The sequence below is a fragment of the Helicobacter cappadocius genome (genome assembly GCF_030688855.1).
Taxonomy (GTDB): Bacteria; Campylobacterota; Campylobacteria; order Campylobacterales; family Helicobacteraceae; genus Helicobacter_J; species Helicobacter_J cappadocius.
Genome location: NZ_JAUYZK010000012.1, coordinates 1 through 11,589 on the forward strand (window position 1 = coordinate 1; position 11,589 = coordinate 11,589).

Sequence of the window (11,589 nt, forward strand, 5' to 3'; positions counted from 1 at the left end):
TCACCCACTTTCCTGCCCATTCATAAACATATCTTTTGATGTCTCTGCCTCGCAATATGGGTCGAATGATTTGTACAATACACAAAAAAACAAAGGAAGAAAATGATTTACGCTTATATTAGGGTATCAACGGATAAACAAACCACCGAAAATCAAAGATTTGAAATAGAAAATTTCGCAAAATCAAAAGATTTTAAAATCAACAATATCGTAGAGGAAACAAAAAGTGGAATGATTGCTATTGACAACAGAAAACTAGGAAGATTGATAAAATCCTTAAAAAAAGGAGATACGCTTATTGTAACTGAACTCTCAAGACTTGGAAGAAGTCTTTTAGCTGTAATGGGTTTGCTAAATGAATGTATGAGTAGAGGGATCACTATCTATTCAATAAAAGAGAGATACGAACTAGGCGATAATATCAATTCAAAGGTTTTGGCTTTTGCTTTTAGTCTAAGTGCAGAGATAGAGAGACAGCTTATATCTCAAAGGACTAAGGAAGGCTTAGCCAGAAGGAGGGCAGAAGGGGTTATTTTAGGCAGAAGAAAGGGAAGCAAAAGCCGTATTGAATGCCACCCATGTTATGAGGCAAGAGATAAGATTTTGGAGTGGGATGCTAAGGGCTATAGCCACTCTTATATAGCAAAAAAACTAGGGGTGCATAGGGATACACTTAGAAGGTGGTTTATAAAAAGTGGGAATGGACATTTGCTAAAGGGTAGGAATTATGATAATGTAAAAAATATCTAGGTTTTAATTTCTAAGCTACTAATCAATAAAAGCAAAAGTCTATTATCGTTAATACCTGCTTTGTATCGGTTTTTTGCTTTAAAGTGGTTATAGTATCTGTGAATATTTAAATCATATCAGTTTTATAACCACTTTTTGTGGGCTGCAATATACTATGAATGGGATACAATATACTATGAACAAAGATGGATGGAAGAAAATTGATGGTGGAGTTGTGGGGAATCGAACCCCAGTCCAAAAACCATACCCAACAAGAGCGTCTACATACTTAGATAGGATTGAAAAATCTTTTTGTGTATCTGCTCTATCCCCAAAACAAAATACACAAGCAACCAAAGTCTTTTCTTATGAGTTTGGCAGATCATAAGAGCAACTAGCTAGTGTTATGATTAGAAAGGTTAGCTAGTATCACCAAGCTAATCAGCTCCTAAGAGTAGTTAAACTCACGCGACTTTTGCGTAAGCTGGAGCGTAATTTGTATTATTTGCGTTTATTGTTGTTTGCAGTTTTACAGCGTGCAGCTGGTATGCAGCTCAAGCGATACAGCTCCTGTCGAAGCCAAATCAACCCCATATAAAAACAGGGTATTATATCCTAGATTTGGGAAATAACATCTATTTGGAAGATAGAACTAAAGAGATTTTTTGATTGTTTCTATTAGTGCTAGGAGTGATTTTTTATACTTATTTGCGTTATTCTTGCTTTTTGCTTCAAATCTAGTAACCAAAACAGGCGTAGTATTACTTGCACGAACAAGTCCCCACCCATCTTCAAAAATCACTCTAATACCATCAATGCAAACAATATCTAACATCTTTGGAAAATCAGAAGGAGGGTTTTTTAGCATCTGATGAAGCTTTTCTATAATAATAAACTTTTCTTCTTCTGTTGTGATAATCTTTTCTTCAGGAGTAGAATAAGCTTCAGGGAGTGTTTGGATAATTTTTTCAATTTCTTCTGGAGTATGATCTAAAAACAATTCCAAAGCCCTAAGTCCTGCATAAATCGCATCATCATAGCCAAAATAACGATCGTTAAAAAACAAATGTCCGCTCATCTCTGCAGCTAGATGAGCATTAAGTTCTTTAAGCTTGACTTTTAGGTTGCTATGACCTGTTTTATACATTACGCTTTGACCGATTTTATTGATTTCATCATACATGATTTGAGAGCATTTAACCTCACCTATGATGAGAGGTTTTGTTCCATCTTTTGCTATTTGTTTTGCAAATAAAATGGCAAGTTCATCGCCTTTGTAAGAATGATGAGTGCTTAGAAGTGCTATTCTATCTGCATCTCCATCAAAAGCAAGTCCTATTTTAATGTTGTTTTTCGACATATGGTTTTTGATGTCTATGAGATTCTTTTCTTCGCTAGGATCAGGGTGGTGTGCTGGAAAATTTCCATCTGGATCGGGAAACAAACAATCATGCTGGATACGCAAGGCATCAAGAATATCCTCCATACCTACTGCACCCACTCCATTTCCATAATCAAGAACAATTTTATAAGGAAAGTTTTTTAGAGATTTAAAATGGTTGATAAGGTATTTTTTGTAAGCATCTAAAGCATCTATAGAGGTTATGGGCATAGAACTAGAAATGATAGGAATAGATAAGTTTATAAGTTCTTTGCCTAGTTCTCTAATGGCTGATCCATAAAAAGGCTTTTTATTAAGTGTGATTTTAAAACCATTGTATTCTGGAGGATTATGAGAGCCTGTAATCATAATAGAATTTACACTATGGATAGAATCAATGCTATTACAAGTGGCAAAATAAGCCACAGGCGTAGGGACAAGACCTATGAAATAAACTTTTATTCCACTAGAACAAAGCCCATCTTTCAACCATTCATAAAGCTTGAGGGAATGCACCCTTGCATCATGTCCAATCACAACGGTTGCATCATCAGTAGAGTTGATTCTCTGACCTATCAAGTATCCTATCTTAAAAACAACCTCTTGAGTTAGGTTTTGATTAAAAATACCACGAATATCATATTCTCTAAAAATACTATCATCAATCATTATTTTTTTATCCTCATTATTTTTCTTTTAGTAACTCTAATCCTTGCGAACAGAGTTTTTTCCATGCACTTTCGTCTTTGATAAGAATACATTTTTCAAATGAATTTTTTGCTTCTTGAGGAAGTTTTTGGAGGTTTTCTATAGAACCTTTAGTGTAGAGTGCTTTTTGCTTTTGCTCATTGCTCAGATTTTTTGTCAAAAGCGTATTGCTTTGTGTAATTGCTTCAGAAAATTTTTTTGTTTGAACTAGAGAGTTGATGAGTTCAAACTCTGCCCAAGGGGTATATTCATCGATTTTGTATTTATTCTGCAAGGAGATAAGATTTTTGGCATAAATTTCAACAGTCGTGTCATTTTTGTCTTGGATTGCCCATTGTAAAAGTTTTGCATAGACTTTTATCATTCTTTTGTCGTCTTTGAACCATTTATCAAGATCAGCATAAACTTTCATTGCTTCATCTTTGCTTTTAATGTTGGCAAGATCTGAAAATAAAACAAAAGCTATATCGTAAAATTGAGTTTCTTTGGTTGATTGTGCTATTGAGAGTGCATCTCTTGCACTTAAAATTGAAGATTTATAATCTCCTAATTTATAAAAGTTTTTTGCATCGCGATAAAGCCATTGCAATTTTTGATTGAGATTTTTGGAATTCTTTATTTCTCCACTTGAAATGATAGAGGCATTTTCATTTAATGAAGCTTTGTATAGGCAGTCAAATGCTTTTAGTTTTTCTTCGTCATTAAGGCTATAATTAGAGGTCTGTAGAAGGAAGATATTAGCATTTTTGCAATTATTCTCACTCAGAGATTCTTTTATAAGACTATTAATCGCTTCATTTAGTATTGGAGATTTTTCACCAATCTCACTACGCATTTGTATAACTTTTGAATACTGCTTTTCATCAAGAAATAATTTAGCTTTCAGTTCAGTAGCTTTTTTACTTTGTTCTGTGTTGGGATATTTTTGGATAATATATTCATAACGTTTGAGTTTTTCTTCGTTATTGCCACTGATATCAAACAAAATATCATCATCACGTCTTTTGACAGCTTTTGATCTCTGGGTTGAGGGATATTTTTTTAGATACGCTAGATTGGCTTGATGTGCATTGTCAAAATCTCCCGCCTTTTCATAAATCATCCCAAGATCATAGCTAATATCTTCTGCTGTAGAATTATCGGTAGTTGTATTGACTATATACTGTGCGATTTTAGCAGAGATTTTGTACATTTTATTTTTTTCAAAATATTTGACAATTTCATAGCTTTTTTTGGTGTTGTTGTCAAAAAATTGCGGATAAACATCTAGAATTTTATTTACAAGTTCAATTGCGTTGGGGAGATTATTTTTTTCTACTTCAAATTTTGCCCAATTCAGTGCTATTGCACTTGCACTTTGCATGTCTTTTGCTTGAGTGTAGGCTTGTTGAAAATAAATATTAGCCAGTCCAATATTTCCATCATTGATAGCATCAAGTGCGAGTCTCATCTTTGAGAGTGGGGCATATCGATTTTTTGGATACTCTTCAATAATTCGGTTGTAATAGTGTTTGGCCTCTGAGTGATAACGAATTTCATCATAAGCTTTTGCCAATATATATAAAACTTGCGGTATTTCTGAATCGCTAGAATATTGCCTGATCCAATTCAAAGAATTTTCGATAATCGTCTCTTGTTGTTTGCCATCCATTTCTGATAAGGCAACGATTTGATACAAGTAGAGATCTTTTTTAAATATAGTGTCAGGATATTTTTTTAGTGTGTTACTAATAACCGTTAAGGCTTTGTAGTAGTCTTTGTTTTTGATAAGTGATTTCGCATTTAAATAAGCCTCAAAATCTGGTCCCTGCATGTATTTAAGCGGTTTGTCATCAATATCTAGTTCTGCTATATATGGAGTTTGGGCATCTTCTATTAGTATTGGAAAATTTAATCCATTTGGTATCTCCCCTGACAAAAAAGGGATTTTTTTCTCATAACCCACGATTTGCCAGGCTTTTGAACTAGATGGTTTTTCTCTGAAAATAAGAGTATTTTCTTTCAGTTTTTCGGGAATTGAAAATAGATAAGCCTTTTTCTTTGGCTCTATAAAGAGATGGAATTTTCCATCAATCATTTGATAGTAAAAGTCGAAAAATATTGTTTTTGTTGGAGTGAAGCCTTCTTTTGGAATCGCATCAATAGTGCATTCTATGAGCGTTTTTTCTCCATTATGTTCAGATTTTTGTATACAAGGAAATGGTTTGTCATTTTTGATATTAAGCACAGCAAAATTTTCTGAATTTTGCTTACCGTAATTGATAACAATCTCAAATGAAAATAAGCTATTTGAGATTGTTGCTATAAGCAGAAATATTTTAAAAGGGTGCAATGAGGTCTCCAAAGATCGCTAATATACATTATTGGTAATGTATTTTGAAGCAATATCAAGCAAAAACTGCACCATAAAAATAGATAAACAACAAAGAACAGCTGCAACGCCTATGACACCTTTTATTGAATAGCTTGTATTCTCTAAGTAAATATCTGCATTTTCAGGTTTGATTATAGGTTCTTTTAAAAACATAAATACAATGAGTTTTAGGTAATAATACGCTGCTATTGCACTGTTTAGCATCATGATAATTGCGAGCCAAATATAGCCTGTATTGATGGCTGCACTTACTGCTAACATTTTTCCCCAAAATACTGCAAATGGAGGGATTCCAGCTAAGCTGAACATAAAAATTGCGAATAAAATAGCCATCATTGGATGCAATCTAACTAAACCCTGAAATTTAGTATAGGGATGTTCATAGCGACAATCCCAAATTTTTTCTTTGTTTCTTGTGAGCCATAGCATCGAAAATGAACCCACATTTGTAATTAAAAACAAAAACCAATACAAATACATAGCATTTTGACTTTGTGTTGTGTTGATAAGAATACATGCTAGGGCAAATCCAGAATGCGATATGGAACTAAAAGAGAGCATTCGTTTCACATCTTTTTGCATAAATGCCATTATATTTGGTAAAGTGATAGTGATTACAACTAACACATAAAGTAAATGTTCTATCCAAGGAATTCCAGATTTTATAAATACATCAAACAAACGAATAGCTACGGCAAATCCTGCTATTTTTGGTACGATGGAGATATATCCTGCTAATACGGGATTACTTCCTTCATAAACATCGGGCATCCAAGTGTGAAAAGGAACTAAAGATATTTTAAATCCGATCGCACCAATCATAAAGATAAACCCAACTATCAACAATAAAGGAGGATTAAAGTCTCCCTGATAGATAAAAGCAATGATGTTATGAATTTCGATATTTCCAGTTGCAAGATATAAGAACATTGCACCAAGTGCGTAAAAAGCACTTGCTAAAACACCCATTACAAAATATTTAATAGCCGCCTCTATGCCAGTATTTTCATCATTAAATGCTATCAGTACACATAGAGATAAAGAAGCTATTTCAAGACCTACGAGAATCAAGATTAAATTATCACTTGAAACCATAAATTGAAAACCAGCAGTCATAAAAAGATACAGTGTATAAAATTCAGGGGTTTGGAATTCCGCATATCTTTGTTTTGAAATAGCTAGGATAATAAAAAACAAACTCGCTATCAATATGATAATCTGAGTTAAAATAGCTATTCCATCAAGTCTCATTGTTCCAAAGAATCCTAAATCAAATTTATTAAGTCCCAAAACAAAGGCAAGATCAACAACTATAAACAACATACATAAAGCAACATTAAGACTCCTAGAAAATTTTAATGTGAAGGCATTTACTGCCAAAGTGCAAACCGCTCCAAAAATAACAATAAACATTGGCAATATGGTATGGAATTTCAGTTCCGCAAATGGGATATAAAAATTTTCCAACATTTTAGGCCTCCTTTGTCTTGGACGAATACTTTGTCAAAATATGTTTTAAATCCATATTGATAACCTTTTGAAAATGTTGTTTTGTATCATTTTTTATTGATCTATCATTCATGATTTGCAAAAGTTGTTCTGTGCTATTTTGGATGGGAATAAGAAGGGGTTTGGGGTAGATTCCCAAAAAGATAATCGCCACTACAAAACAAACCATCACAACGATTTCTCTAGGATATAGATCTTTTAAGTTCTTATTACTCGGATTAATATTGTTTCCAAAAAATATTTTCCTATATAGGTTCAGCATATAGATAGCTGATATTATGATACTTGTACCGGCAAAAAGAGTTATTATAGGATGTGTTTTGAAAAATCCCAAAAGACTAAAAAATTCTCCCACAAAACCAACGGTCAAAGGAAGTCCAACACTTGCCATCATCGCGATACCAAAAACAATAGAGTAATTTGGCATCACAGAAGCAAGACCTCCAAAATCCGATATTTTTCTAGTTTGGGTGCGCCAGTACAGCATACCTATTAACATAAACAATGCTCCAATAACAATACCGTGACCTACCATACCAAATATAGCTCCGCCAAGTCCTTCTAGATTCATAGCGAAAATACCAATAACGGTTACCCCCATATGAGAGATTGAACTATAGGCAATAACTTGCTTCATATCAGTTTGAGCAAAAGCTAACATGCCTCCATAAATAATCATAAATAAAGCAAGGATAGCTACAGGAACCATCAGGGCAAAACTCGCATCCGGAAATAGAGGTAGAGAAAAGCGAACTAAGGCATAAGTTCCCATTTTCAACAAAACTGCTGCTAGTGCTACTGATCCTAGTGTAGGAGCATCTCCATAGGCGTGAGGCAACCAAGTATGGAATGGAAAAATAGGAATTTTGACTGCTACAGATATAAAAAATGCTAGAAATAACCAGACCTGAATATCAAATGGCAACGCAAGAGCATACCAATCCATAACATCAAAACTCCATTTACCCATGGAGATAAAATAGAGATAACCGAAAAATAAAATACCTACAAACATAATCAAAGAAGCTGCAAATGTGTATAGGAAAAATTTTAAAGCCGCATATATTTTCTGACCAGTTCCCCAAGCTCCTATCATATATAAAATAGGAATAAGGGATATCTCCCAAAATATGTAGAACAAAATCATATTTAAAGATGAAAATACTCCCATTAAGATACTTTCTAAGAGTAATAAACATACAACTAAATGATTTTTATCCTTTTTTTGATTTACATAAATAGTGGCTAAAAACATGATAAAACTATTGAGAACTAATAAAAACAATGAAATCCCATCAACACCAACGTGGTAATTAATCCCATATTGAGGTATTAGAGCAAAAATATTTTCAAATTGCATATTTGGATTAGTATAATCAAACCCCATCCATAGACCAATGGTCAAAATGAGTTCGATGAGACCAATAGTAATTCCATAGGGTTTGGCTACATTATTATCCATAATAAAGACAAAAACAGAGGCTAGAGCTGGAAAGAAAATAATAATTGTTAATAGATATTCCATAATTTACCTCCAAAATCCGATAATAGCAAAAACAAGCATAATAAATACTCCAAAACTCATCAATCGTAAGGATTGAGTTAGATTTCCGGTTTGAAGGTATTGCAATGTTCTGCTTAAAGACATTAGCATTTTTCCTATGCTATCAACGATTGCATCGATGATTTTGATTTCGATTTTTTGCCACAAAAAATCAGCAATTCTAGCATAAGGACGGATAAAAATCTTTTTGTATAACTGTGGTATATAATATTGATTCAGTAATAGTTTGTGCAAAAAATTTCTTTCTTTTTCGTTTGCGGGAGATTTATAGCCATTTCTATAACGCAATATTGCATAAATTGCAGAGATAACACTTAGTGCTGTAGTTATAGCAATAAGCAATAACACGGGAGTTTGAAAATCTTTTGCATTAGGTATAGATTGGCTTATAAAATAAGAAAAACCTTCTTCAAAAAGTCCTGCTATGATGGCCAAAATCACTAAAGGAAACATACTCCAAAGCATAAAAGATTTTGCTTCGTGAGGATGATGAATATCATGAACTTTTGGAGCAAAGAACACGAGCATTAGCAATCTAAAACTATAAAATGCTGTAAATACTGCTGCTATAAGTAAAATGAGCCATAAAATGTGATGCCCTGAACCAAAAGAAATTTCTAATATCTTATCTTTTGAGAAAAATCCAGCAAAAGGATATATTCCACAAAGTGCAACAGAGGCAATAGTCATAAAAACAGCCGTAATTTTTAGAGGTTTGAAAAGCCCTCCCATTTTTGTAATATCAAGCTTATCTTCCATAGCATGCATTACATTTCCTGCACCTAAAAATAAAAGTGATTTAAAAAAAGCATGAGTGAATAGATGAAACAATGCTACCCAATACACTCCTAACCCCGCTGCAACAAACATATATCCAAGCTGAGAGAGAGTGGAGTAAGCGATGATTCTTTTGAGATCTTTATTAACCAATGCCATACTTGCTCCAAATATTGCCACAAAAGCCCCTAAACAGGCTATAAAATATCCTACTTGTGGGATAAGATCATAGAGTGGATGAGCTCGAATGATTAGATAAACACCCGCTGTAACCATTGTTGCAGCATGAATGAGTGCAGAGACAGGTGTAGGACCTTCCATTGCATTTGCTAACCAAGTATGCAAAGGGAATTGTGCAGATTTTCCCATAGCCCCAATAAAGAGCAATAATCCTGCAATTGTTATGGAAGTATTTGAAAAATTCGCATTTTGAAGCATAGAGAACACTTCACTATATTTGAGCGTACCAAACATCCAATAAATCATCATAATCCCAAGAAGCATTCCAAGATCGGCAATACGGTTCATTACAAATGCTTCAATAGATGCATTGTTTGCACTCTCGCGTTTATACCAAAAACCAATAAGAAGATAAGAACAAAGCCCGACTCCTTCCCAGCCTATAAATAACCCCAAGAAATTATCGCTCATCACCAAGATCATCATTGAAAATACAAATCCACTAAGGTAGCTAAAATATCTGTTAAAGCCTTTATCATCTGACATATAACCGATAGAATAGACATGCACCAAAAATGAAACCAAACTCACAATTAAAATCATTGTTGCACTAATGGAGTCAAGTCCAAAAGAAAAATGCGATCTAAAGTCTCCAAGCACCATCCAATCCATTAATTGGAATTCAATCTTAACCCCATTGGCTGCACTTATAAACAATATCACCGAAGAAATAAAAGAAATAAAAATCAAAAACGAGTTAAATATTCCAACTTGCAAAGATTTTTGTCGATTTCCCCAAAATGCTCCATAAACAGCCCCTAGAAGAGGTGAGAATATAACTAAAGATAATAGCAAAATATAATCAAAATCAGATAGAAAACTCATTTTTCAACCTTTCATAATATTGAGGTTATCAATATCAAGGGTTTTGTATTTTTTAAACCACATAATCACTAAACCAAGTCCGATTGCCACTTCACTTGCTGCGATTGCTATAATAAAAATGGCAAACATTTGACCATTGATATCGCCCATAAAATTACCAATAGCTACAAATCCTATATTGATTGCATTAAGCATAATCTCTGTAGAAAAAAACAGCATCAAAATATTTTTACGCCTTAGAACCCCCGCTAGACCTATGCAAAAAATCAGTCCAGAAAGGATTAAATAATGTCCAAGACTTATCATAAATTCTCCTTTGTATGCGTTAAGGGATTGATATTTTCAGTATCCTTTGTATAAGTATCTGGAAAATGAACCTTTCGTATTCCAGTTGCCACACCTCCAATCATAGCTACCAAAAGCATAACTGCAGCCACTTCAAATGGTATGAGATATCTAGTGAATAAAACATACCCTACAAATTCTATATTGCTTAGTTTTGATGTGATAGCAAGTGTGGGATCTGTTGCGACATTATTTAAGTTTTCTGAAATAATAGGAGCACCAAAAATCAAAGTTAAAATAATAGCTGTACCAAAACTTAGAATACAAAGTGTTTTTTGGTGTTTGTGGATTTCTATGACATCTTTTGAACTATCAAAAAACATCATACCAAATGCATACATAACAATTACAGCACCTGTATATACGGTAATTTGAACAACTCCCAAGAAATCTGCTCCAAGCAAAAAGAAAAAAGCTGAAATAAAAATCATTCCACTTGCGAGTGCCGTGAGTGCATATAAGACATTTTTGGTCGTAATAACGATCAAAAACATCGCCAAAGTAAGGGCTGAAAAAAAATAAAAAGCTATGATTTCAAACATGATATCTCCTAATAATCCAGAGGGGTTTTTTTGATTTTTTTATCAGCATCTACACTAGGAGATCCAAAGCCCTGAAATTCTTCTTGTGTGTGATTTTTTGCACTTTCCTTATCTTTGAGAAAATCCTCTTTGATTCCAAAATGCGCTCTTTGTTCACTCACATTTTCAAAGCGTTCCCCCATAACAATAGCAAGTTCAGGGCATACTTCAGCACATAATCCGCAATAAATACATCGACCTAAATTGATAGTGTAGTCGTCAATTTTTTTTCTACCGTCTTCGCCTTTGTGAGTGATAATTCTAATGCAGTTGCTTGTGCATATCTTTTCACATAAACCACATCCAATGCACCTTTCTTCTCCTGATTCTAATAAACGTTGTAGATTATGTACAGCTCTATATCTAGGGCTTAGTGGTAATATTTCAATAGGATATTGTACGGTCACTTTTTTGCTAAAAAATTCTTTGAGTGTAAGAGCCAATCCCTTAAACAAATCCATTCCACAGGTCGCTTTTAGTGAATGAACGAATTTTTGAGAAGATGAATTGAGTTCAGGAGTACTCTGTATCCATTTATAGTCTTGTTTTTGCATAA

9 protein-coding genes and 1 other RNA gene are annotated in these 11,589 nt (G+C 33.7%); 1 reads left to right on the forward strand and 9 read right to left on the reverse strand.

Going from position 1 to position 11,589, the window contains the following annotated elements:
- Positions 1-102: 102 nt before the first annotated feature.
- A complete protein-coding gene (locus Q5I06_RS07380; protein ID WP_305517560.1) occupies positions 103-750 on the forward strand; it encodes a master DNA invertase Mpi family serine-type recombinase in 648 nt (215 codons plus the stop codon).
- Between the two features lie 204 nt (positions 751-954).
- Here the strand turns inward: Q5I06_RS07380 and ssrA are convergent.
- The 9 genes from ssrA to nuoI all read right to left on the reverse strand — a co-directional run bounded on the left by ssrA (position 955) and on the right by nuoI (position 11,587).
- Positions 955-1,321: a transfer-messenger RNA gene (gene ssrA, locus Q5I06_RS07385) on the reverse strand.
- A gap of 60 nt (positions 1,322-1,381) precedes the next feature.
- Positions 1,382-2,779, reverse strand: a complete 1,398-nt coding sequence (locus Q5I06_RS07390) for a phosphomannomutase/phosphoglucomutase (RefSeq protein WP_305517559.1) — start codon at positions 2,777-2,779, stop codon at positions 1,382-1,384.
- Positions 2,780-2,795: 16 nt separating this feature from the next.
- The gene (locus Q5I06_RS07395) at positions 2,796-5,150 is read right to left on the reverse strand and encodes a tetratricopeptide repeat protein (protein ID WP_305517558.1); all 2,355 of its coding nucleotides are present in this window, start codon (positions 5,148-5,150) and stop codon (positions 2,796-2,798) included.
- An 18-nt stretch (positions 5,151-5,168) separates the two neighbouring features.
- Positions 5,169-6,662, reverse strand: a complete 1,494-nt coding sequence (gene nuoN / locus Q5I06_RS07400; protein ID WP_305517557.1) for an NADH-quinone oxidoreductase subunit NuoN — start codon at positions 6,660-6,662, stop codon at positions 5,169-5,171.
- A 1-nt stretch (position 6,663) separates the two neighbouring features.
- A complete protein-coding gene (locus Q5I06_RS07405; protein WP_305517556.1) occupies positions 6,664-8,226 on the reverse strand; it encodes an NADH-quinone oxidoreductase subunit M in 1,563 nt (520 codons plus the stop codon).
- 3 nt (positions 8,227-8,229) lie between these two features.
- A complete protein-coding gene (gene nuoL / locus Q5I06_RS07410; RefSeq protein WP_305517555.1) occupies positions 8,230-10,107 on the reverse strand; it encodes an NADH-quinone oxidoreductase subunit L in 1,878 nt (625 codons plus the stop codon).
- Between the two features lie 3 nt (positions 10,108-10,110).
- Entirely contained in the window at positions 10,111-10,413 is a 303-nt protein-coding gene (nuoK, locus tag Q5I06_RS07415; RefSeq protein ID WP_305517554.1) for an NADH-quinone oxidoreductase subunit NuoK, read from the reverse strand.
- Positions 10,410-10,994: an NADH-quinone oxidoreductase subunit J gene (locus Q5I06_RS07420; RefSeq protein ID WP_305517553.1), complete on the reverse strand. Its 585-nt coding sequence runs from the start codon at positions 10,992-10,994 to the stop codon at positions 10,410-10,412. Before Q5I06_RS07420 ends, nuoK begins: the two co-directional genes overlap by 4 nt.
- Before the next feature lie 8 nt (positions 10,995-11,002).
- Positions 11,003-11,587: an NADH-quinone oxidoreductase subunit NuoI gene (nuoI, locus tag Q5I06_RS07425; RefSeq protein ID WP_305517552.1), complete on the reverse strand. Its 585-nt coding sequence runs from the start codon at positions 11,585-11,587 to the stop codon at positions 11,003-11,005.
- Positions 11,588-11,589: the final 2 nt, after the last annotated feature.

Bases quoted from the DNA above. Each gene is read 5' to 3' on its own strand.
- nuoL (WP_305517555.1), bottom strand. From the start codon at position 10,107: ATGAGTTTTCTATCTGATTTTGATTATATTTTGCTATTATCTTTAGTT.
- Q5I06_RS07420 (WP_305517553.1), bottom strand. From the start codon at position 10,994: ATGTTTGAAATCATAGCTTTTTATTTTTTTTCAGCCCTTACTTTGGCG.
- nuoI (WP_305517552.1), bottom strand. From the start codon at position 11,587: ATGCAAAAACAAGACTATAAATGGATACAGAGTACTCCTGAACTCAAT.
- nuoN (WP_305517557.1), bottom strand. From the start codon at position 6,662: ATGTTGGAAAATTTTTATATCCCATTTGCGGAACTGAAATTCCATACC.
- Q5I06_RS07405 (WP_305517556.1), bottom strand. From the start codon at position 8,226: ATGGAATATCTATTAACAATTATTATTTTCTTTCCAGCTCTAGCCTCT.
- Q5I06_RS07390 (WP_305517559.1), bottom strand. From the start codon at position 2,779: ATGATTGATGATAGTATTTTTAGAGAATATGATATTCGTGGTATTTTT.
- Q5I06_RS07380 (WP_305517560.1), top strand. From the start codon at position 103: ATGATTTACGCTTATATTAGGGTATCAACGGATAAACAAACCACCGAA.
- nuoK (WP_305517554.1), bottom strand. From the start codon at position 10,413: ATGATAAGTCTTGGACATTATTTAATCCTTTCTGGACTGATTTTTTGC.